The organism is Fenollaria timonensis (assembly GCF_001457835.1).
GTDB classification, from domain to species: Bacteria; Bacillota; Clostridia; order Tissierellales; family Peptoniphilaceae; genus Fenollaria; species Fenollaria timonensis.
The window spans coordinates 313,547-334,741 of the sequence record NZ_LN898229.1 but is presented as its reverse complement, the minus strand read 5'-3'; the positions used below and the strand labels follow the sequence as shown (position 1 = coordinate 334,741).

Below are 21,195 nucleotides of genomic sequence, written 5' to 3'. Positions count from 1 at the left end.
TATGATAGAGTTAACAATACTGCCACATCAAAATGATTTTTTGACAGCTATAAAAAAAGCTTTTGATGGAGTAGCTATAAAAAAATCAAACGATGTGTACGCGAATCCAATTATTGATTTGCAGGATGAAAAAATAAATAATAATATTAATGAGTTATGGAACGGATATGAAGAACTTCCTAGCATTCCTCAAGCGTGGAGAAAGAGTGACGAAGATGACTATTTAGGCTTAGACATAAAGATGGAGACAGGAACAGGAAAAACATATTGCTATACAAGAATGATGTATGAACTAAATCAATTATATGGTTTTCATAAGTTTATAATTCTTGTTCCTACAACTGCAATTAGAGAGGGGTCTAAGAGCTTTTTAACTGCTGATTATGCAAAGAGGCATTTTGCGGATCTTTATCCAAATAAAAAACTATTCTTAACAAGTTTAGAGGCTCAAAAAAATCCTAAAGGCAGAAAACTTTTTCCAGCAGCTGTAGCTGAGTTTGTAAGAGGAACAAGTTTAGAGAAAAATAAGTTTTCAGTATTGCTTATGAATTCTGGTATGCTTTTATCAAAAAGCACTATGGCTACTGATTATGATCAAACTGTTATTGGTACATTTACTAAACCATATAAGGCTCTTGAAGCAACAAGACCAGTCGTTATCATTGATGAACCACATAGATTTAAAAAATCTAATTCAGCATACAAAACACTTCTTAAGGAAATCAATCCTCAATGTATAATTAGGTTTGGTGCGACATTCCCAGAGATTAAAAACAATGAGATTGATTATAATAATTTAATTTTTAATCTAAATTCAGTCCAAGCGTTTAATCAAAACCTTGTAAAAGGTGTAGAGACATATATGATAGATGCTGAAAAAGAGAATGAAAGCAAACTAAAACTGATGGATTTTAAGAAAACCCCTAAAGTATGTACATTTAGAGATGAGATAAACAAGAAAACTATTGAATTCAAAAAAGGCGAGTCTCTAGCTTCTTTTGGTAATGACTTTTCAGGACTAAGTGTTGATGAAATAGGAAAGCTTGGAGACGATGGGATTAAGAGCGGCGTTAGATTATCAAATGGTCAAGTTCTTTCTAAGTCTGATATTATATATGGTGGCATATATACAGATACTTATCAAGAGCTCATGCTTAAACAAGCCTTAGTGAATCATTTTGAATCTGAAAAAGAAAATTTTATGAGAAGTAAAAAAATAAAAACGCTTAGTTTATTTTTTATAGACTCTGTTAGTTCATATAGAGATGAAGATGGGGGTAAAGGTAGTTTAAGACTAAAGTTTGAAGATTTACTTAAAAAGCATATAAAACATGAAATAAATAATATTGATAAAGAACTAGATACTAGACAAGATGAAAAATTATTAGAGTACAAAGAATACTTAGAAAGTTCTTTAGAAGTTATTAGCAAAACTAATGGCGGATATTTTAGTCAGGACAATGCATCTTCTGATAAGGAAATTCAGGAAGAAATTGATAAAATTCTTAAAGATAAAGATTATTTACTAAATTTTAAGGATGATAAAGGCAAATGGAACACAATGAGATTTATTTTTTCAAAGTGGACTTTAAAAGAAGGCTGGGACAATCCTAATGTCTTTCAAATTGTAAAGCTAAGGTCTTCTGGCTCTGAAATTAGCAAACTTCAAGAAGTAGGCAGAGGACTAAGGCTACCAGTTGATGAAAAGGGTCAAAGAATTTCTGATGAACAATTTTATTTAAAGTATTTGATTGATTATTCTGAAAAAGATTTTGCAAGCAAACTTTTAGATGAAATAAATTCAGACCAAGCCAATAAGCTAATGAACGTTAAAACTATATTGCCTAAGTTGTCGACTATTATGAGTAAAGACAAAGATGATATTTTCCTTGATATGCTTAGCAAAAAATATATTGATATGGATGGCAATATAAAAACAGAAAAGCTTGATGACTTGTATCAAGACTATCCTGAAGCAATAAATAACTTAAAGCCAAGTAAAATTATTGATGGAAGAAAAAAGAAAAATGTTGTTAATATTAGAAAAGATAAATTTACTTCTATTAGAAAACTTTGGGAAAAAGTAAATCAAAAATACTATATGAAGTTTGAAAGCATTCCAGATCAAGAACTTGTTGATGCCTTATATAAAATATTGAGTTCAGATGTATATAAAGACACTAATATATTGACAAAAACATCAAGACTTCAATCAGAAAATGGTGCGGTAGTTTTAAAAGATAGAGTAAGTAATTTCTTCACGGTTGATGAAAAATTGACATATTCTGAATTTTTAAAGCAAATGAATAAACAAATTGCGGTACCTGTAAATTTAATTCATCAAGCGCTTTGCAAGTACTATCACGACTATGAACGTATAGATGATAGACTATTTACGAAGGAAAGCATACAAGCTGTTGTAAGTGAGTTTAATACTTGGCTAGATGAAGAACTTATAAAGAAGTTTTCATATAAAGCTCTAGATGTAAATATAAAAGAAACTAGTTTAACTAACTATAAAGGCGAAGTGGTAGATAGTATATCTCAAGGACTCTTAGGCTTATATAGAGATGATAATTGTGCTGTGCCTAAAAAATTCATTTATGATGCTGTAGTATACGATAGTCCAAAAGAAAAAGAAACTTTAGTAAAAAGCGATATAGCTGATGTAGTTGTTTTTGGTAAAATACCTCGCAGATCTATACAGATACCACTATTTACTGGAGGAACAACAAGTCCAGACTTTATGTATGTAATAAATAAAAAAGATGGCGAGTCACAAATTAATTTTATTGTAGAGACAAAGGACATGAAAGATGAAAAGTCTCTTAGAAGTGAAGAAGATTTAAGAATAAAATCAGCTGAAAAGTTCTTTGAGACTATGAAAGAGGATGGAGTAAACGTTGTATTTAAGAAGCAATTAAAAAATGACGATATTGTTTCTATGATTAGTAGTATAGTTAAAGAAAATTAAATAAACCCACACAAAAAAGGCTACCTTCATGTGTACTGCCCCCTTAAATCCGGACACGGAAATAAGGGGGTATTTTAATGAAAAAAATAACATATGAAGAGAAATTAAAAATAGTAAAAGAAAACCAAGAAGGATATGGACAAATTTATCTATCGAAAAAATATGGGATATCTAAAGATACAATTCGAAATTGGATTCAGTCATATGGAATGTTTGGTGAAGAAGGCCTCAAGAAAAGTATTAAAAATAGTTCATATAGTGGAGAATTTAAATTATCTGTGATAGAATATAGGAAAATAAATGGTCTATCCTACAAAGAAACTGCAGAACACTTCAAAATCAAACAGCCATCCACAATAGCTGTCTGGCAAAGGAAGTATAAAGAAAAAGGTTTTGAAGGTTTATGTGGGAAGAGAGGAAGGCCAAAGAAACTAGGAGATTCTAATATGAGCAAAGATAAGATAAATGAATTTACCCCTTCAGAAAAAGAAGAGTTAATTAAATTAAGACAAGAAAATCTATACCTAAAAGCAAGGCTAGAATACGAAAAAAAACTGGAAGCCTTAGTTCAAAAGAGATTGCAAAAAACAAAGAAAAGACCAAAATAATTTTTGAACTAAGGCAAAAATACAAGAAATTACCTTTAAAGTATTGGCTAGAGACTGCTGATTTGCCAAAAAGCTCTTACTATGAATGGGAGAAGAAACTACAGGAAGTAAATACAAAAGAAGCCAAAGATATTGAAAGAGTAAAGAGAGTAGTTGAAGAATCCAAAAGAAGATATGGCTACAGAAGAGTGTGCTTACAACTAAAAAAAGAAGGCATAATTATGAACCATAAAAAAGTTCTTAGAATCATGAAAGAAAACAATCTCTTATGTAACAAGTATGGCTTAAGAAGAAAAGCCTACTCATCATACAAAGGCAATGTAGGTAAAGTTGCTAAAAATAATTTAAATAGAGACTTTTATGTGGATAAGATAAATACAGTATGGGTAAGTGATGTAACAGAGTTTAGAATAAGAAATTCGGAAATAAAACTCTACCTATCTCCAATAATGGATCTGTATAACGGAGAAATAATTTCCTACAGCATAAGCAAATCTCCAACAGTAGAGTTCACACTAAAGTCATTAAAAGACGCAATACAAACCATACCTGTAAAGCATAACTTAATGATCCACACCGATCAAGGCTTTCATTACCAACATAGGAGTTGGGTATATACACTTGAAAAATATGGGATCAAACAGAGTATGTCTAGAAAAGGAAATTGCCTAGATAATTCACCCATGGAAAATTTCTTTGGATTGTTAAAACAAGAGATGTTTTACTGTGAAAACTACAAAACTATTGAGGAATTAGAAGCTGCTATTAGAGAATATATTGACTGGTATAACAACAAGAGAATAAAGACAAAATTAAACGGCCTGTCACCTGTTGAGTACAGGTTACAAGCCGTGTAATAAACGCGGTTATTTTGTCCGGGTTTGTGGGTGCATATCACATGGCAGCCTTTTTCCTTATCCATTTATCCCGTATCTATTTAACGTCTTCCAATAATATCTTTTCCAATTTAAGTGGTTCTACGTACTCGTCTCCTTTGTATGCACGCATGTTACCGCCTGATATTTCATCTATCAAAGCGACTTTACCATCGACCATACCGAACTCGAATTTTATGTCGTATAGCTCAAGGTCTTTCTTTGCAAGCTCTTCTTTTACGAACTCGCCGATGTTTTTAGCAAGGCCAACTAGTTCGTCGTACTCAGCCCCTGTCATGATGCCTAGTATCTCTAGTGCGTCTTTTGTAATTAGTGGGTCGTTTCTGTCGTCGTCTTTTAATGTGATTTCAACGTAGGCTGGTAGTTTCATGCCGCTTTCTGCGTATTGTCCGTAGCGTCTGATGAAGGAGCCAACTGCTCTGTATCTCACGATGACTTCTACGCCGTTACCAAATACTTTTGCTTTTCTAACTACTGCTTCGTTTTTGTCTGGATCTGCTGAAACGAAGTGTGTATTTAGTCCTTTTGCGTTTAATTTTTCATAGAAGAACTTTGTTAGTAGGCATGCGCTGTGTCCTGCGCCTTCCATTGTTAGGCCGACTTGGTTTTGGCCTGGGTCGAAAACGCCGTCTTTGCCTGTTACGTCGTCTTTAAATTTTAATAATACTTCTTTGTCGTTTAATTCGTAAACGTCTTTTGTTTTTCCTTGGTATAACTTTTTCAAAACTATTCCCCCAATCTATGTTTATTATACTCCATTTATTTTTAAATGTAAAGCTATTGCATCCATTTTCCACCATGTTTATGGTCTTGCCACTTCGTATATTTTCTATTTTAATTGAATTTACATGCGTTTTACATATTTTTTATACGATGTTAATAGTTTTGGTGGTATAATTATAATGAACACTTGTAAGGAGGTAATTATGGATACTGTTATAGAGGTAAGGGGTCTTGTGAAGAAGTACAAGGAGCTCACTGCTGTTGACAATTTGGATTTGGACGTGAAGAAGGGCGAGATCTTGGGTCTACTTGGGCCCAATGGTAGTGGTAAGTCGACGACTATAAACTGCATTTTATCTCTTCTTAAGAAGGATGCGGGCACTGTAAAGATATTTGGTGAGCCTATGTCGCCTGATGCTTATGAGATTAAAAGAAGGATTGGTGTTGTTTTTCAAGACGTTGGCGTTTATGACGAGCTAAGTGTTTATGAGAACATCGACTACTTCTGTGGTCTTTACATAAGTGATAAGGCTAAGAGGAAGGAGCTTGTCGAAAGGGCGATAGACCTTGTTAGCTTAAATGATTTTGTTAAATTTAAACCTAAAAAGCTTTCTGGCGGTCTACTAAGAAGGCTTAATATTGCATGTGGCATTGCTCACAGACCTGAGATTATCATTCTTGACGAGCCGACTGTGGCTGTTGACCCTCAATCGAGAAACAGTATTTTGGAAGGGATCAAAAAGCTTAACGATGAGGGCTCGACCATCATCTACACATCGCACTACATGGACGAGGTTGACTTTCTTTGTGACGATATAGTCATCATTGACAAGGGGAAGGTCATTGCAAAGGGCACTTCTGAAGAGCTTAAGGACATGATTACTATGAATGAAAAGATCTCTTTTACTTCGAAAAATCTAAATGATGATGTCATTACGAAGATCAAGGCGTTTGAGCACTTACTTAGCTATGAGAACAAGGACGGCTCTGTCAAGCTTAGCTTTGACCACGGCGATGGCTACTTAATGAATTTAATCAAGCTTCTTGATGACAACGGTATTCGTTACAGCTCTTTAAATGTTGAAAAGCCTAGTCTTAACGACGTCTTCTTGGAGCTAACTGGTAAGGATTTGAGGGATTAGTATGTTTTTGCATTCATTTAAAAATACATTCAAGTACCTTCTAAGGCAGAGGGACATGCTCTTTTGGGCGTTAGTCTTTCCCATAGTCCTAGGGATATTCTTCAAGCTGACCTTTGGCGGCATTAGTGATAACTGGAAGTTCAAGACCATAGACGTGGCGGTGAACGAGAGCCTTATGGAGGACGAGAACTTTAGTAGTTTTATTAAGGAAATGGAGGACGAAGGCTACTTCAATGTGACTCGCGCAAAGAGTGAAGACATCTTGGATGAGGACGATAGTATCAAGGCCTATGTCGAGTCGATGGACAAGATTTATACTAAACGCTCTGGCATATCTGAGACTATAGTTGAGACGATCATGAATGTGTATTCACAAAAGTCTTCGATGATATCTAGGATTATGCAAAAGGATCCACGTGCTGATTTGAGCAAAATTTTGGATGTGGATAATCATATAAAAGATCTTTCTAGAAAAAATATGGATTCAGTCAATGCGTTTTTCTACACGCTTCTTGGTATGACGACTATATACGGCTACATGTGGGGCATGTATGTAATTTACCAATACGAAGCAAATCTTTCGGTTAACGCTAAAAGGAATGCAATATCGCCTGTTAAAAAGAGTGTAAGCCTTGGAGCTGCAGTGCTTGCGAGCTGGATTATTAATTTTGCGATAACTTTATTTTTCATATTTTACCTAAAAAATGGTTTAGGAGTAGAATTTGGTGACAGAGCTCTTCCGCTTGTAGCTTTGTCGGCACTATCGTCACTAACGGGCGTTACATTCGGTATTTTGTTAGGCGTATCAAATAAGGCAACGATCGACACTAAGATAGGTCTGGGTATCGCCATCACCATGACGATGTCGTTTTTGGCAGGTATGATGAAGAGTGATATGAAGGTGATTGTAGCTGAGAAGGCACCTATCATCAACAAGATCAATCCTGTTGCCATCGTGACTGATGCGGTCTACTCGCTATACTACTACGATTCGATGGATAGGTTTATGCAAAATATGATTTACTTAGGCATCGTTACCGCTATTTTCATTATAGTATCGCTATGTTTCATGAGGGGTAAAGAATATGAAAGTCTTTAAAAATTATTTCAAAATAGTATGGGCGCACAGGACAGCCATAATTCTATATACGATTATATTTGCGGCTTTACTTGTATTTTCAACAAAAAGTGATAACAAAGAGGCTTACAAGAGCGTCGGGGTAGATATATACTTAAACGACAAGGCAGGGACGGAGCTTTCGAAGGCGCTCGGCACATACTTAGCTAAAAATGACAAGATCGTGGACATGGATGAGTCCTTGGTCGAGGATAAATTGTTCTATGGATCGATAAGCGCTATGCTTGAGATACCTGAGGACTTTGACGAAGCGAGGGAAGTTTTGTATAGGTCGGCGCCTAACGATATCTACGCGATGAATGTTAAAGAGAAGGTCAATATATACTTAAGCCAAGTGGCTGCTTACGAAAAGGCCGGCTTTGATTTAAGTGATGCGATTAAGTATAGTGACGAGGACTTAGAAAAGAACTTTGATATAGCCATCAAAGGTGGAAGCGCTGTTAAAACTGACGAAGACGCGAGATTTTTCTTTAACTTTCTAAACTATCTACTTCTTTCACAAATTATACTCATCGTCTCAATCATTGTCAAAGTTTACAAGAGAAAGAAGATTGCCATGAGAAATTTGGCCTCGCCCGTGCCAAGTAAAAAGATGAATCTATATCTAACGCTTGGGCACATCGCAAACGCGCTAATCGTGTGGTTTTTGTATATGCTTTTGTATGTGATTTTGTATAAGTATGATTTTTCAAAATTACACGTAAACCTAATGATGCTGAACTCACTTGTATTTACCACTGCTATAGTGCCTATGGCGCTGATGATATCAAGCTTAGTTAAGAACGACAACGCCGTTGGAGGCGTAACGAATGTAGTTTCACTCGGCTCGTCCTTCTTATGCGGCGCCTTTGTTCCGCAAGAGTTTTTAGGCGAAACAGCTTTAAAGATAGGAAAGATATTCCCGAGCTACTATTATATACAGAATAATGATGTTTTAGCCTCAAATCCAAGTTTTGACGCAATAAAAACGAATTTACTTATTATGCTTGGTTTTGCGATTGCTTTTACAATAATAACAGTATTAGCGAAACCAAAAACAAACGACAATATTAATTAATTTTGAAAATATTTTATTTTAGCGTTCACATTATGCAGTGGACGCTATTATTTTGTGATATAATTATCTTCATAGAGGTGATTTTTATGAAGCTAATAGAAATAAATGAAAGCTATTTATCTCAAATAAAAGCTCTTTACGAAGAATCTGGCTGGACTGCTTATTTAGCTGATGACGAAAAGCTTAGCAGGGCGATAAAAAATTCTTTATTAACGCTTGGATATATGGATGATGATGAGCTTGTATGCTTTGTAAGATGCGTGGGTGACGCTGAACACGTAGTCTTAGTGCAAGACCTAATTGTTAAAAAAGATTATAGGCGTAATGGCTTAGCTAAAAAGCTTATGAATGAAGTTTTTGAAAAGTACAAGGACGTTCGCTGGATACAAGTTAACACCGATGCGATGGATGAAGTAGCTAATGCCTTTTACAGGGCCATTGGTATGAAAGAGATAAGTGAAGCGGGCACAGTGAGTTATTTTAAATAGGTGGCAAAATGATAATTATAGAAATTTTATACTTTTTAATAATGTTTTCAATTAAAAGAGGCTCTAGTCCAGACACTATGCTATTTTTTACTACACCATTGATTGTTTTTACTGTCTTTGGTCTAGCTGAATTTATTGTGTGGGCAAGCAAAAAATTTGATAAAGACAGTACGTCAAGTAAAATAAAATTAGCAGTGTATTTAACAGCGACTATGCTTATGCTAGTTGTGAACGTAACATTAGTCGCAATGAGCTTAAATCCAAGGACTTAGACGAATACAAAAAGAAGGAGCAGACATATCACATCGTCTGCTCCTTTCGTATGCGTAAAATTATTGATACATTGACTTTAATACTAGTGATAAGCCGCCATCTACAAGTAGATCAGTGCCTGTGATGAAGCTTGCATCGTCACTTGCTAGAAATTTCACTGCGTTTGCAATGTCTTCTGGCTCGCCAGTTCTTTGTGCTGGAGTATTTTCTACCATCTTCTTCATTATGTCTGCATTTTCGCTTTGCGCATTTTTAGCCATCTCTGTCATGATGATGCCAGGAGAAACGGACATGATACGAAGTCCTTTTTTGCCGAACTTCATTGCGTTTGCCTTAACCATCTCGATAACGCCAAGCTTAGCAAAGTTATATGCGTTATCGCTATTGCCATTAACAAGGCCAGAGATTTTATCTATAGCGCCATCTTTTTCTGGCTCAATTAGCTCGTTGATGTACGCATCGCTCACGGGTAAGATGTGACCCATCATTGACGCGATATTTATAAGGACGCCGCCATTTGCAAGGAAGTCGTAAGCAGCATCAGTGATGAACTTAGTGCCCTTTAGGTCAACGTTCAAAACGGCTTCTACACTTGCGCCAACGCCTGAAACGCCAGCCGAGTTGACTACTGTCATCAAATCGCCCTTTTCATTAGCAAATGCTAGTAGATCCATAACGCTCTTCTTATCAGAGACATCACAAGTCTTGTACGCGTACTTCGCTTTGCCAGTTTTGCCTAGCTCCTCGCACGCCTTTTTTAGCTTTTCCTCAGTTCTTCCAGTAATGATAACAAGACCATCGTCAAATGCCTTTGCGATTTCAAGGCCTATACCACTACCGCCGCCTGTAATTACATGTACTTTCATTATATATCATCCCCTTTGTATATATATACCCAAATAGTGTTTTTGGGTATATATATTTAGAGGTGATACTATGAAGAACTATGCTCCACCATTCACAATGAATGAAACGATAGCTAAATTAGTAGATTCAATTGAAGCCGAATTAGATAGAGTAAATATAAAGCCGGGCAAAATCAATCCGAAGCTTAGAAAAGAAAATAGGATCAAGACCATACACTCGTCGCTTGCGATTGAAGCGAACACTCTTTCGCTTGAGCAGGTGACAAGCATCATCGCTGGCAAGAGGGTCCTTGGCAATCCAAACGAGATTAGAGAAGTGAAAAACGCCTACGACGCTTATGAGCTAATGCTTGAGATGAATCCGGGTTCTATAGACGACCTTCTTAGAGCTCACAGACTTATGATGCAAGGACTTATTAGGGAGAACGGCAGGTTCAGAAGTGAAGGTGTTGGCATCTTCGATGGTGAGAGGCTTATACATATGGCGCCGCCTGCAGATCTTGTAGCTGAAGAAGTAAGTGATTTATTTAAGTGGTATGAGGACTCGGACCTTCATCCACTTATTAAGAGCAGCATCTTTCATTATGAGTTTGAGTTTATTCATCCATTTCAAGATGGCAATGGCCGAATGGGAAGGCTTTGGCACACAGTTTTATTAGGCGCTTATAATGAAGTGTTTTACTGGCTTCCTGTCGAAGAGTTGATACAGTCAAGACAGAAGGACTACTACGATGCTCTTGCCACTTCAGATAAAAATGTTGATGCGGTATACTTTGTAGAGCTAATTTTGGAATTGATACTTGAGGCGCTAAAGGAATTAGAAAAATAAATATATTATATATGGGCATGTCATTTTACTAAGGCATGTCTTTTTTATAAGCATCACTATTTTTCACAAACAAGTTAAATATTTTTTATTATATCAGAAGAAAATTTATATAGAAAATTTCAATATAAAAGCCTGAAACTATTGAAAAATCTTATTTGTAATGAAGTAATCGTTGTGATATACTTAAGACGATAGCAATATCGATATAAACACGAAAGGGAGGGTTTATTATGAATTCATTTGAAAGAGCAAGGGAATTTGCAAAAAAATACATTGATCCCGTTGCAAAACAATTAGACGAAGAAGCAAAATTTCCAAAGGAAATTTTCGACAAACTAGGCGAAGAAGGTTTCTTTAAGGTGATGATACCTAAGGAAATGGGCGGTGAAGGCGGTACTATTAAGGACCACTCACAAATCTGTATGGCTCTAGCTGAAAGCTGCGCATCTGTCGGTCTATGCTACATGATGCATAACGTAGCACTTATGTGTATCTTGGCTAATGGTAATGATGAGCTTAAAAACAAGATTGTTAAAGAAATCCTTGAAGAAAGAAAATTATGTGCACTTGCATATAGTGAATTCGGTACAGGTACTCACTTCTACATCCCAGAAATGGGCATTGAACACAAAGATGGTTCTTGCGTATTAAACGGCTCTAAGTCAATGGTTACTTCAGCTGAATACGCTAGCTACTACTTAGTATTAGTACCTTCTAAGAAAGAAGGAGAAATCGATAACTGGGTAGTTCCTATAGATAAAGAAGGCGTTCATTTTGAAATGCAAGCTTGGAACGGTATGGGTATGAGAAGCAACGCATCTTGCCCAATGGTTCTTAAGGATGTTGAACTTGAAGATATGTATAGAATTGGCGAATGGGGTAGCGGTCAAGCACAAGTATTCTCAGTTGTTGCACCATACTTCATCTTAGGTCTAGCAAGTGTTTACTCAGGTCTAGGCAAAGCCATCTCTACAGCAGCTAATGAACACGCTATGAAGAGAAAATATCCTACAGGACAATCTCTATCAAATATTGAAACAGTTCAAATACACTTAGCTAAGATTTACAACAGAACTCACGCAGCAGAAGCATTTACAAAGCTTGCAGCTGAAAAGGCTGAAAGAGGCGACGCTGATGCAGTTGTTGACATCATCGCAGCTAGAGTTAACGCAAGTGAAGCAGCTATCGAAACATCTATCGATGCAATGAGAGTTGCTGGCGGTAAGGGCTATAACAAACAAAACCCTATAGAAAAATATATGAGAGATGCATATGCAAGTCAAATCATGGCACCATCAGTAGACGTGCTTACAATTTGGCTTGGTAAATTGATCACAGATCAACCAATACCATAGGAGGAAAGATGACTGATAAGATAAAAGTTGGAGCAGTTCTTTATGATCCAAAGGTTAGTATCATTTGGGACATGATCCACAAATTTTTTGAAGAGAGAGGCATGGAAGTTAAAGGCGTTTACTTCAAGGACTATGACTTACAAGTAGATGCTGTTGTTAACGGCGATATAGACATCGCTTGGAACTCACCATTAGCTTGGTTACAAACTCAAATCAGAACTGACGGTAAAAGTGAAAATGGTCCTATGAGAGACACAGATAGAGACAGAAAGACTATCTGCCTAGTTAAAAAAGACTCGGGCATTAAGTCTTTTGAAGATCTTAAGGGCAAAAAGATAGGCTTCGGCGCATTTGACAGCCCTCAAGCAAGACTTATCCCTATCTATTATCTAAAGACTAAAGGCTTAGAATATGGCAAAGATTATGAAGAAGTTCGCTTCGACAAGGGCGTTGGACTTAACGGAGACCACGTTGGCGGCGAACTTGACGCTGTTAAAGCACTTGAAGCAGGCGATGTAGACTGCGCTTTCACTATTGACCTAAACTTCAACGCTTGGTCAAAGGACGGCACTATCGATGCTAACCAATTAGAAGTTTTAGGTGAAACACCTCACTTCGATCACTGTATATTCTCAGCTCGCGTGGGCTTCCCATCAGAAGACTTCAAAGCTTGGGCTAAGATACTTCTTCAAATGGATTACAACGATCCAGAACACAAGAAGATCATGGACCTTGAAGGCCTAACAGAATGGGTTGAAGGCAGAACTAGTGGTTTCGAACAAATCACTAACGCCGATAAGTATCTAGACTTCTTCGGCAAATACCGTGACTAGGGCATTCTCCACTTCACTTATAGGAAGCATGCCAAGAACAGAAGATATATTAAGGGCCCTTAGAAAGAGATCTAAGGGCTCTCTAAGTGAAGAGGACTTTATTAAGTTAATAGATGCTGAGGAAGAAGCCGTTGTTCGCATGCAAGAAAAGCACGGCATAACTTACGTCACATCAGGCGAATTATCAAGAGATAACTACGTTTCATTTATATCGACAAAGTTAAATGGCGTTAAAATGATGTCCATGTCTGAGATGCTTGAGTATATCGACGATAAAAAAGCCTTCGAGCAAATACTTTCTATACTTGACGTTCCAGCCATAAGCATAAAAAACGCTATATGTACAGGAAAAGTCTCTCGCAAGACCAATATCGTTTGCGACGAGCTAAAGAGATTAAAGGCAAGAACTGATCATAAGGTTAAGATCACTTTGCCAGGGCCATATCTAGTAACTCGTTCAATGTGGCTATATAACTTATCTAGCAAGGCTTATGGCTCTAAGGAAGAGCTTGGCGAAGACGTTATCAAAATCTATAAGGAAGAGATAGAAGAGCTTCAAAAGATAGGCGTCGACATAATTCAATTTGACGAACCAGTTTTAACTGAAGTCGTATTTACCGAAGGAAAGCCGCGTACCTTCATGTGTGCAGCACTTTCTGAAAAGAAGGATCCGACAGAGGAGCTAAAATTTGCGACTCACTTAATTAAGTCATGCATGGAGCATATCGACAGGACTAAGTCGATGCGCGCGCTTCACGTCTGCCGTGGCAATTGGTCTAAAGACGAAAGCATTTTGCTAGAAGGACCATATACACCGCTAATCAAATTATTTGAAGACATAGATACAGACGCGCTATTCCTTGAATTTTCAACAAAGAGAGCGGGCGAGCTAAAAAGTTTATTCGCTTCAGACAAAATTAGAGAAAAGTATATCCTAGGTCTTGGCGTCATAAACCCAAGAACTGATGAGATTGAATCGCATGTAGATATGGTCAAGAGAGCCGAAGAAGCACTTGGCTACATTGACAAAGGAAGATTATTCTTAAACCCAGATTGTGGCTTCGCTACTTTTGCTAATAGACCTGTATCAACACTTGAAATAATTGATAAAAAATTAGCAGAGCTTGAAACAGCAGTTAAAGAATTGAAGGAAAAACATGAGTAGTTACGGTAATTTTAACAGCACGGAAGAGATGGGCCGCTTTGATTTTACTATGAGAGCGACATCAAATGACATCAAGACCGTTAACAGCTACGGCGACATGGCCTTTATATCGACAGACCAAGAGCTGCCATACGATAACGAGAAAAAAGAATTATCGTCGGTGGAGATATTTTTGGCAGGAATTTTGGAGTCGATGATGCTCACAATCATTAGAGAAGCTAAAATCAAGAAGCTTTCACTAGATGAGATAGAAGCAAAGGCAGAAGTAAAGACCACAAACCCACTTCGCACGCTAAAAGTAGTTGGCGTTGATGATGCGCCGCGCATAGACGAAATCAAAATCAAAGTGTATTACTATATAGACGACATTACAAGAGAAGAAGCAGATAAGTTTATGAAAGAAGCTTTGGAGATGGATATGGTTTATAGCGGAGTGAAAAAGGGATTTAAGATTGATGTAGAATTTATATACGAGCTATAAAATTTCGCGTTAAAATGAGCCCTTGAGCTCGTTCCTTCCTCGGCAATGCTCGAGTATGCTATATACGGTTAAGTCCATGCACCAAGAGAACGAGTGAAACGAAGTTCGATTGGCTATGCATGCCTTATGCCAGAGTTTACAAAGGTATGGAGCGTAGCGAACATAGCTTTGATTAAACTTACGGCCAAGCTTGCAAAAAAAACTCCACTTCGTCCCATGCATCAAATTGCTCTGCAAAATTACTATTTAAATAGAAAAAAGTATTTTAGATGCGATACAATGTAAATGGACATGCTTTTACCACGGCATGTCTATTTTTTTGAATCAGATATATACAAGCCTATTGATTTTACTTATAATACAAAGCAAAACTATAAATATATTCAATGGCAATGGAGGAGCTTAATGGGTAATATATAATTGGAAGATATTTCAAAAAATAAAGGGAGGTAATATTATGGATTACAAAAAAGAAAGAGAATTAAACGGAGAATTAAGTAAGGAGCTAATCAATTCATCACCAGAAATCATGAAAGCATTCGGTGATTTACACGCAGTTTACACAAAAGAAAGCGCTGCAACACTTATCGAAAAAGAAATGGTTGCCCTAGGCATCTCGATCACTATCAAGTGCATTCCTTGTATGCTAGCTCACATAACAAGCTTTAAAAAAGCAGGCGGCACAAGAGAACAACTTATCGACGTTATCAAAACTTGTATCTTGATGAATGGTGGTCCGGGAACTGCGTATGGAGCGAAAGCGCTAAAAATGTTCGATGATTTGGATTAATCATATTAAAAGTCTTGTGGCAAGTCCATAAGACTTTTTCTTTTGCAAAAATATTTTATCTACTTAGCACTTTTACTTCATAATATAGTGAATTTATTGCAAGTAAAGTAATCGTATATTGCATATACACGATTAATACCATTAGTTTTAAGTATATTTTAAATAAATTTGCAAATTTTATAAAAATATTTCAAAAATACTTGCCTTTTAAAGTGATAGGTGCTATAATATATAAAAGAGCTTCCACTTGATAAAGTGAAACATAGCTATCGTGAACTTTAAGAATACTGCTAAGCTATTCAAGCTAAGAGGGTTGTCTCACGAGATTAGGCTCTTTGAATTATAACTTAAGATCCGTTGAAATTATCTTAAGCTAAGAGGACATTAAAGTACGAGGAGGTTTTATGATGAAAAGAGTACTTGCGATGTTAATCGCGCTAATTATGATGTTTTCTCTAGTAGCATGTAACAAAAATGATGCACCTGCTACTGACGCTAACAAGACTGAAGGCGAAAAAACTACTGAAGCTACTGATGGCGAAACTAAAGACGGCGAAGCTACTGAAGCTAGTGATTTTCACATCGGTGTTGTAACTGGTACTGTATCACAATCTGAAGACGAACAACGTGGTTGTGAAGGTATGATAGCTAAATATGGAGATGCTAAGGATGGCGGACTTATAGTTCACAAAAACTACCCTGACAGCTTCTCATCAGAACAAGAAACAACTATCCAACAAATAGTTTCACTTGCTGACGACCCTAAGCTAAAAGTTATCGTTGTTAACCAAGGTGTACCTGGTACTGCAGCAGCATTTAAGCAAGTTAAGGAAAGACGTCCTGACATTTTCTGCTTCGTATCTAACTCTCAAGAAGACCCTAACCTTATCGAAAGCGCAGCTGACCTAGTTATCGACCCAGATAACGTTACTCGTGGATATTTAATCCCACTAGCTGCTCAAAAGATGGGCGCTAAGAAATTCGTTCACGTTTCTTTCCCAAGACATATGTCCATCGAACTATTGTCTTTAAGAAAAGATATCATGGAAGCAACTTGCGATAAGATCGGTATGGAATTTGCTATGGAAACTGCACCAGACCCAACAAGTGATATCGGTATCCCAGGCGCACAAAACTTTATTTTGGAACAAATGCCAGCTTGGGTACAAAAATATGGTAAAGATACTGCATTCTTTGCAACAAACGATTCTCATACTGAACCAATGCTACTAAAAGTTTCTGAATTAGGAGCACTTTTCGTAGAACAAGACTTACCATCTCCAATACTTGGATATCCAGGAGCTCTAGGACTTGACCTTAAAGAAGCTGCTGGTGATTTCAACAAGATAGTTGAAAAAGAAGAAGAAGTATTATCTGAAAAGAACCCTGGTAGAATGGGTACTTGGAAATATTCATATGGTTTCTCAACTACTCAAGCTCTAATCGAACTTGGTAAGAGAATGGTTGAATCTGGTAAAGATATGATGAATACAGATGATGTTAAGACTGTATTAGGCGACATGACTCCAGGTGCTGCATGGAACGTTTCAACTTATGTTGACAGAACAAACATGGAAGAAAGAAAGAACCATATACTAGTACTACAAGATACTTATGTATTTGGTAAAGGTTTCTTAAAGATGACTGATGAAGAAGTTCCTGATATTTACAAGATGCTAGAAGATTATCAATCTAAGAAATAGACATATTTGATTAATGGACGGAGCGGCCTCATTGCTGCTCCGTTTAAATTATTGAAGGCGAGGTTTTTTATGGGCGAGATATTAGAGTTTAGAAATGTAGGAAAAAGCTTCTCCGGTAACCACGTTTTAAAAGATGTTTCATTCAAACTTAAAGAAGGAGAGATCTTAGGACTTGTAGGAGAAAATGGTGCTGGTAAATCGACCATGATGAACATACTCTTTGGCATGTCTTTCATTAGAGAGACTGGCGGCTATGAAGGAGATGTTCTTATCGATGGTGAAAAGGTAAACTTTAAAAATCCTATCGACGCACTTGAGGCCGGCATAGGCATGGTGCATCAAGAGTTTTCATTGATACCAGAGTTTACTGCAACAGAAAACATATTATTAAATCGTGAAATCACTAAGAAGAATCCAATCTCTGCTGTATTTGGCAAACAATTGGATACTTTGGAAAGATCTACGATGGAAGAGAAAGCAAAGGAAGCTATTGAAAAGCTTGGCGTTGACATAAACACAAAGACTTTAGCAAAGGATATGCCAGTTGGTCACAAGCAATTTTTGGAGATAGCTAGAGAGCTTTCTAAAGATAAGGTAAAAATCATTATCATGGATGAGCCGACTGCAGTACTAACTGAGTCGGAAGCCGATATACTTATTGATGCGATGAAGAGACTTGCAAAAAAAGGGATAGCCATCATTTTCATCTCACACAGACTTCGTGAAATAATCGATGTTTGTGATCAAGTTATTGTTCTTCGTGACGGAGAAATTATTAAAGATACTGAAAATAAAGATCTTAATATCATGGAAATAGCAAGTTGGATGGTTGGTCGTGATATGTCAAAGAAGGAAAAGTCTAAAGAATTAAGAGAAATAAGCGACGAAACTATAATGAAGGTTGAAAATCTATATGTAGATATGCCGGGTGAGTCGGTTAGAGATGTTTCCTTTGAAGTTAAAAAAGGCGAGATACTTGGCGTATGCGGTTTAGCAGGTCAAGGTAAATTAGGTATTCCAAACGGTATTATGGGCTTGTACCCATCTGGCGGAACCGTTACTTATGAAGGAGAGCCTCTAGATATAACTCATACAAAGGAAGTTTTGAAAAAGAACTTAGCCTTTGTTTCTGAAGACAGACGTGGCGTTGGCTTACTTCTTGATGAAGGCATTGACTGGAACATAGCCTTCGATGCTATGATGGTTAATGATAGATTCATAAAAAAGGTGGGTCCATTCAAGTTTAGAGATGATAAGGCGATGAAAGAAGAAGCTCTTAAATACATTGACGAACTTGAAATAAGGACTCAAGGCCCTAGTGAAAAGGCAAAGAACTTATCAGGTGGTAATCAACAAAAGGTATGCTTGGCAAAGGCATTTGCCCTAGAACCAAAATTCTTATTTGTATCAGAACCAACTCGTGGTATAGACATTGGAGCGAAGTCACTTGTGCTTGAAGCGCTTAAAAAGTATAACAGAGAGCATGATACATCCATAGTCATCATATCAAGTGAGCTTGAAGAGTTAAGAAGCATAGCTGACAGGATACTTGTCATCTTTGAAGGCAAAGTATTTGGCGAGCTATTACCTACAGATCCGGTAGAGTACTTTGGACTAATGATGGCCGGAACAAAACCGGAGGAGGTGTAGAATATGAGAGAAGAAAATTTAGTTAAAAGAATCGGACTTCCTAGAGTAATCATTTTCTTTTTCATAGTAGGACTTTTCATAGTTGGAGGTTTTATAGGCGTTGACTTAAAAAGATCATTCATAGACGTTTTAACACGTTTTGGTATGAACGCCATACTAGTTTTATCGATGATACCTATGATACAAGCAGGATGCGGACTTAACTTTGGTTTGCCAGTTGGACTTATAGGCGGTATGTTAGGAGCAGTTTTATCGCTAGAATTAAGACTGACAGGTATTGGCGGTGTAACATTCGCACTTGCAATAGGCATGATATTTGGAGCGATATTTGGCTGGTTATACGGTCTTATATTAAACAGAGTAAAAGGCGACGAAATGATTATTGCGACATACGTTGGGTTCTCATTCATCGCGTTAATGAACATTTTTTGGGTTGTACTTCCATTTAAAAATCCAGAATCAGTTATGGGTTTCAGTGGTGAAGGTTTAAGAACAACTATATCTTTAAAAGCATATTGGGAGAAAGCCTTTTCTCGTATACTTGGTATAGAGCTAGAAACGGCAAGCGAATTAGGCGATAAACTACTTATACCGACAGGTATGTTTATAGTTTTTGCGATATTTGCATATTTAGTTTATCTTTTCTTTAAATCTAAAAAAGGTACAACAATGACAGCGGTTGGCTCAAACGAAAATTATGCAAGAGCAGCAGGTGTCAGCATAAACAAAACTAGGATGCTAGCAGTAATATTATCATGTGCATTAGGCGCAGCTGGTATGGTTATCTACGAACAAAGTTATGGCTTCGTTCAAATGTATAACGCACCACAATTCTTCGCTTTCCCAAGTGTTGCAGCTATACTACTTGGTGGCGCATCCATTAAGAAAGCTAATATCAAGAACGTTTTGATAGGTACATTACTTTTCCAAGGTATATTAACAATGACACCAACGGTTATTAATACAGCAATTAAGGTTGATATTTCAGACGTTTTAAGACTTATCATATCAAACGGACTTATACTATTTGCCTTGACACGTAAGGAGGGTGGAAAATAATGAAAAAGCGTAATAAATTGTTTACAGTAAATGAATACACCGTCCCAGTAATGTTTATCATCATTTGTGCGATAGGCATAATATTTAGTAGATTCTCACCACAATTCTTGGTTTCACAAGTAATCATAAGATTTGCGAGAAATGCCTTTTTGGTACTTTCACTACTTATACCTATAGTTGCCGGTTTAGGCATTAACTTTGGTATGGTACTAGGCGCCATGGCTGGTCAAGTTGCCTTAATCTTCGTTGAAAATTGGGGAATAACAGGACTTCCAGCTATACTCATCGCTTCATTGGTATCAATACCAATCTCTGTAGTACTTGGTTTATTCGCAGGCGGCGTACTAAATAAAGCAAAATCAAGAGAAATGATTACATCCATGATACTTGGATATTTCATGACAGGTGTTTATCAATTCTTTGTACTATACATCTTTGGTGGAGTAATTCCATTCAAGAACAAAGACCTAATACTATCACGTGGCTATGGCGTTAGAAATGCTATCGACCTACAAAGTCAAAAGGGTCTTGATAAATTAGTGGACAGAATTATTGGCCACGATATATCAGTTTTAGGTGTTCAATTACCTATAGCAACCTTCATAGTTATCGCTTTAGCATGTTTATTCATAGTTTGGTTTAGAAAGACTAAACTTGGTCAAGACATGAGAGCCGTTGGAGCCGATATGAGAATAGCTGAAGATGCCGGCATAAATGTAGATAAGACAAGACTTAAAGCCGTAGTCATCTCTACAGTTATGGCAGCCTTCGGACAAATAATCTATCTACAAAACATAGGTAACTTAAACACATATAATGGCGCAGATCAAGCAGCACTATATGCAGCAGCAGCCTTACTAATAGGTGGAGCGAGCGTATCAAAGGCGACAATCAAAAATGCTCTTGTTGGTACAGTACTTTTCCACTTGATGTTTATAGTAATGCCTACAGCAGGCGCTAACATCACAGGCAACTCAATGATAGGTGAGTACCTAAGAACATTCATTTCATATGCAGTCGTTACTGTTACACTTATACTACACTCTATAAGAAGAAAGAGTGAGGCCATTGAAGAGATGGAAAAATTAAAAGCTGATAGTGATAAAAAATAAATTTCTTCTTTAAAACTATTACAAGATAGAGCAGTCGCATTAAATTTGTGATT

The 21,195-nt window shown here is 36.8% G+C and carries 20 protein-coding genes; 18 read left to right on the top strand and 2 right to left on the bottom strand.

Features of this window, described 5'->3' with window-relative positions; genetic code table 11:
• Position 1: 1 nt before the first annotated feature.
• The 3 genes from BN3004_RS01585 to BN3004_RS01575 all read left to right on the top strand — a co-directional run bounded on the left by BN3004_RS01585 (position 2) and on the right by BN3004_RS01575 (position 4,439).
• Positions 2 to 2,974 (top strand): type III restriction-modification system endonuclease, encoded by a 2,973-nt coding sequence (locus BN3004_RS01585; RefSeq protein WP_058259530.1) that lies wholly within the window; start codon positions 2 to 4, stop codon positions 2,972 to 2,974.
• Between the two features lie 77 nt (positions 2,975 to 3,051).
• On the top strand, positions 3,052 to 3,582 hold the full coding sequence (locus tag BN3004_RS01580) for a helix-turn-helix domain containing protein (RefSeq protein WP_058259269.1): 531 nt from the start codon (positions 3,052 to 3,054) through the stop codon (positions 3,580 to 3,582).
• Positions 3,477 to 4,439 (top strand): IS3 family transposase, encoded by a 963-nt coding sequence (locus BN3004_RS01575; RefSeq protein ID WP_148344886.1) that lies wholly within the window; start codon positions 3,477 to 3,479, stop codon positions 4,437 to 4,439. The genes BN3004_RS01580 and BN3004_RS01575 overlap by 106 nt, the downstream gene beginning before the upstream one ends.
• A 76-nt stretch (positions 4,440 to 4,515) precedes the next feature.
• Here BN3004_RS01575 and BN3004_RS01570 read toward each other — a convergent pair whose 3' ends face one another.
• On the bottom strand, positions 4,516 to 5,202 hold the full coding sequence (locus tag BN3004_RS01570; RefSeq protein WP_058259529.1) for a phosphoribosylaminoimidazolesuccinocarboxamide synthase: 687 nt from the start codon (positions 5,200 to 5,202) through the stop codon (positions 4,516 to 4,518).
• Positions 5,203 to 5,404: 202 nt separating this feature from the next.
• Between BN3004_RS01570 and BN3004_RS01565 the strand changes: the two genes are divergently transcribed.
• From BN3004_RS01565 to BN3004_RS01545, 5 genes are all read left to right on the top strand, one after another.
• Entirely contained in the window at positions 5,405 to 6,343 is a 939-nt protein-coding gene (locus BN3004_RS01565; RefSeq protein WP_058259528.1) for an ABC transporter ATP-binding protein, read from the top strand.
• A 55-nt stretch (positions 6,344 to 6,398) separates the two neighbouring features.
• Positions 6,399 to 7,442, top strand: coding sequence for an ABC transporter permease (locus BN3004_RS01560; protein WP_196792453.1), 1,044 nt, complete (start codon positions 6,399 to 6,401; stop codon positions 7,440 to 7,442).
• Positions 7,429 to 8,538, top strand: coding sequence for an ABC transporter permease (locus BN3004_RS01555; RefSeq protein ID WP_058259526.1), 1,110 nt, complete (start codon positions 7,429 to 7,431; stop codon positions 8,536 to 8,538). Before BN3004_RS01560 ends, BN3004_RS01555 begins: the two co-directional genes overlap by 14 nt.
• 86 nt (positions 8,539 to 8,624) lie before the next feature.
• On the top strand, positions 8,625 to 9,026 hold the full coding sequence (locus BN3004_RS01550) for a GNAT family N-acetyltransferase (RefSeq protein ID WP_058259525.1): 402 nt from the start codon (positions 8,625 to 8,627) through the stop codon (positions 9,024 to 9,026).
• 8 nt (positions 9,027 to 9,034) lie between these two features.
• Entirely contained in the window at positions 9,035 to 9,298 is a 264-nt protein-coding gene (locus BN3004_RS01545; protein WP_058259524.1) for a hypothetical protein, read from the top strand.
• Between the two features lie 60 nt (positions 9,299 to 9,358).
• Here BN3004_RS01545 and BN3004_RS01540 read toward each other — a convergent pair whose 3' ends face one another.
• A complete protein-coding gene (locus BN3004_RS01540; protein WP_058259523.1) occupies positions 9,359 to 10,165 on the bottom strand; it encodes an SDR family NAD(P)-dependent oxidoreductase in 807 nt (268 codons plus the stop codon).
• Between the two features lie 70 nt (positions 10,166 to 10,235).
• Here BN3004_RS01540 and BN3004_RS01535 point away from each other — a divergent pair, with 70 nt between their 5' ends.
• The 10 genes from BN3004_RS01535 (at position 10,236) to BN3004_RS01490 (ending at position 21,142) form a co-directional block, all read left to right on the top strand.
• Positions 10,236 to 10,994 carry a Fic family protein gene (locus BN3004_RS01535; RefSeq protein WP_058259522.1) on the top strand — a complete coding sequence of 253 codons (759 nt, stop codon included), beginning with the start codon at positions 10,236 to 10,238 and terminating at the stop codon, positions 10,992 to 10,994.
• 230 nt (positions 10,995 to 11,224) lie between these two features.
• The gene (locus BN3004_RS01530; RefSeq protein WP_058259521.1) at positions 11,225 to 12,349 is read left to right on the top strand and encodes an acyl-CoA dehydrogenase family protein; all 1,125 of its coding nucleotides are present in this window, start codon (positions 11,225 to 11,227) and stop codon (positions 12,347 to 12,349) included.
• 8 nt (positions 12,350 to 12,357) lie between these two features.
• Positions 12,358 to 13,182 carry a phosphate/phosphite/phosphonate ABC transporter substrate-binding protein gene (locus BN3004_RS01525; RefSeq protein WP_058259520.1) on the top strand — a complete coding sequence of 275 codons (825 nt, stop codon included), beginning with the start codon at positions 12,358 to 12,360 and terminating at the stop codon, positions 13,180 to 13,182.
• The gene (locus BN3004_RS01520) at positions 13,175 to 14,347 is read left to right on the top strand and encodes a cobalamin-independent methionine synthase II family protein (protein ID WP_278315517.1); all 1,173 of its coding nucleotides are present in this window, start codon (positions 13,175 to 13,177) and stop codon (positions 14,345 to 14,347) included. The genes BN3004_RS01525 and BN3004_RS01520 overlap by 8 nt, the downstream gene beginning before the upstream one ends.
• Positions 14,340 to 14,828, top strand: a complete 489-nt coding sequence (locus BN3004_RS01515) for an OsmC family protein (RefSeq protein ID WP_058259518.1) — start codon at positions 14,340 to 14,342, stop codon at positions 14,826 to 14,828. The genes BN3004_RS01520 and BN3004_RS01515 overlap by 8 nt, the downstream gene beginning before the upstream one ends.
• Before the next feature lie 457 nt (positions 14,829 to 15,285).
• Entirely contained in the window at positions 15,286 to 15,618 is a 333-nt protein-coding gene (locus tag BN3004_RS01510) for a carboxymuconolactone decarboxylase family protein (protein WP_058259517.1), read from the top strand.
• 404 nt (positions 15,619 to 16,022) lie between these two features.
• Complete coding sequence (locus BN3004_RS01505; RefSeq protein ID WP_058259516.1) at positions 16,023 to 17,321, top strand: DUF3798 domain-containing protein; 1,299 nt, start codon at positions 16,023 to 16,025, stop codon at positions 17,319 to 17,321.
• A gap of 69 nt (positions 17,322 to 17,390) precedes the next feature.
• On the top strand, positions 17,391 to 18,971 hold the full coding sequence (locus BN3004_RS01500; protein ID WP_058259515.1) for a sugar ABC transporter ATP-binding protein: 1,581 nt from the start codon (positions 17,391 to 17,393) through the stop codon (positions 18,969 to 18,971).
• 3 nt (positions 18,972 to 18,974) lie between these two features.
• Positions 18,975 to 20,030 (top strand): ABC transporter permease subunit, encoded by a 1,056-nt coding sequence (locus BN3004_RS01495; protein WP_058259514.1) that lies wholly within the window; start codon positions 18,975 to 18,977, stop codon positions 20,028 to 20,030.
• Positions 20,030 to 21,142: an ABC transporter permease subunit gene (locus BN3004_RS01490; RefSeq protein ID WP_058259513.1), complete on the top strand. Its 1,113-nt coding sequence runs from the start codon at positions 20,030 to 20,032 to the stop codon at positions 21,140 to 21,142. The genes BN3004_RS01495 and BN3004_RS01490 overlap by 1 nt, the downstream gene beginning before the upstream one ends.
• The last annotated feature ends 53 nt before the right edge of the window (positions 21,143 to 21,195 follow it).

What these genes read in the sequence shown, in the direction of transcription:
- BN3004_RS01585 (WP_058259530.1), top strand. Translation starts at nt 2, where the DNA reads ATGATAGAGTTAACAATACTGCCACATCAAAATGATTTTTTGACAGCT.
- BN3004_RS01580 (WP_058259269.1), top strand. Translation starts at nt 3,052, where the DNA reads ATGAAAAAAATAACATATGAAGAGAAATTAAAAATAGTAAAAGAAAAC.
- BN3004_RS01565 (WP_058259528.1), top strand. Translation starts at nt 5,405, where the DNA reads ATGGATACTGTTATAGAGGTAAGGGGTCTTGTGAAGAAGTACAAGGAG.
- BN3004_RS01560 (WP_196792453.1), top strand. Translation starts at nt 6,399, where the DNA reads ATGCTCTTTTGGGCGTTAGTCTTTCCCATAGTCCTAGGGATATTCTTC.
- BN3004_RS01555 (WP_058259526.1), top strand. Translation starts at nt 7,429, where the DNA reads ATGAAAGTCTTTAAAAATTATTTCAAAATAGTATGGGCGCACAGGACA.
- BN3004_RS01550 (WP_058259525.1), top strand. Translation starts at nt 8,625, where the DNA reads ATGAAGCTAATAGAAATAAATGAAAGCTATTTATCTCAAATAAAAGCT.
- BN3004_RS01545 (WP_058259524.1), top strand. Translation starts at nt 9,035, where the DNA reads ATGATAATTATAGAAATTTTATACTTTTTAATAATGTTTTCAATTAAA.
- BN3004_RS01540 (WP_058259523.1), bottom strand. Translation starts at nt 10,165, where the DNA reads ATGAAAGTACATGTAATTACAGGCGGCGGTAGTGGTATAGGCCTTGAA.
- BN3004_RS01535 (WP_058259522.1), top strand. Translation starts at nt 10,236, where the DNA reads ATGAAGAACTATGCTCCACCATTCACAATGAATGAAACGATAGCTAAA.
- BN3004_RS01530 (WP_058259521.1), top strand. Translation starts at nt 11,225, where the DNA reads ATGAATTCATTTGAAAGAGCAAGGGAATTTGCAAAAAAATACATTGAT.
- BN3004_RS01525 (WP_058259520.1), top strand. Translation starts at nt 12,358, where the DNA reads ATGACTGATAAGATAAAAGTTGGAGCAGTTCTTTATGATCCAAAGGTT.
- BN3004_RS01515 (WP_058259518.1), top strand. Translation starts at nt 14,340, where the DNA reads ATGAGTAGTTACGGTAATTTTAACAGCACGGAAGAGATGGGCCGCTTT.
- BN3004_RS01510 (WP_058259517.1), top strand. Translation starts at nt 15,286, where the DNA reads ATGGATTACAAAAAAGAAAGAGAATTAAACGGAGAATTAAGTAAGGAG.
- BN3004_RS01505 (WP_058259516.1), top strand. Translation starts at nt 16,023, where the DNA reads ATGATGAAAAGAGTACTTGCGATGTTAATCGCGCTAATTATGATGTTT.
- BN3004_RS01500 (WP_058259515.1), top strand. Translation starts at nt 17,391, where the DNA reads ATGGGCGAGATATTAGAGTTTAGAAATGTAGGAAAAAGCTTCTCCGGT.
- BN3004_RS01495 (WP_058259514.1), top strand. Translation starts at nt 18,975, where the DNA reads ATGAGAGAAGAAAATTTAGTTAAAAGAATCGGACTTCCTAGAGTAATC.
- BN3004_RS01490 (WP_058259513.1), top strand. Translation starts at nt 20,030, where the DNA reads ATGAAAAAGCGTAATAAATTGTTTACAGTAAATGAATACACCGTCCCA.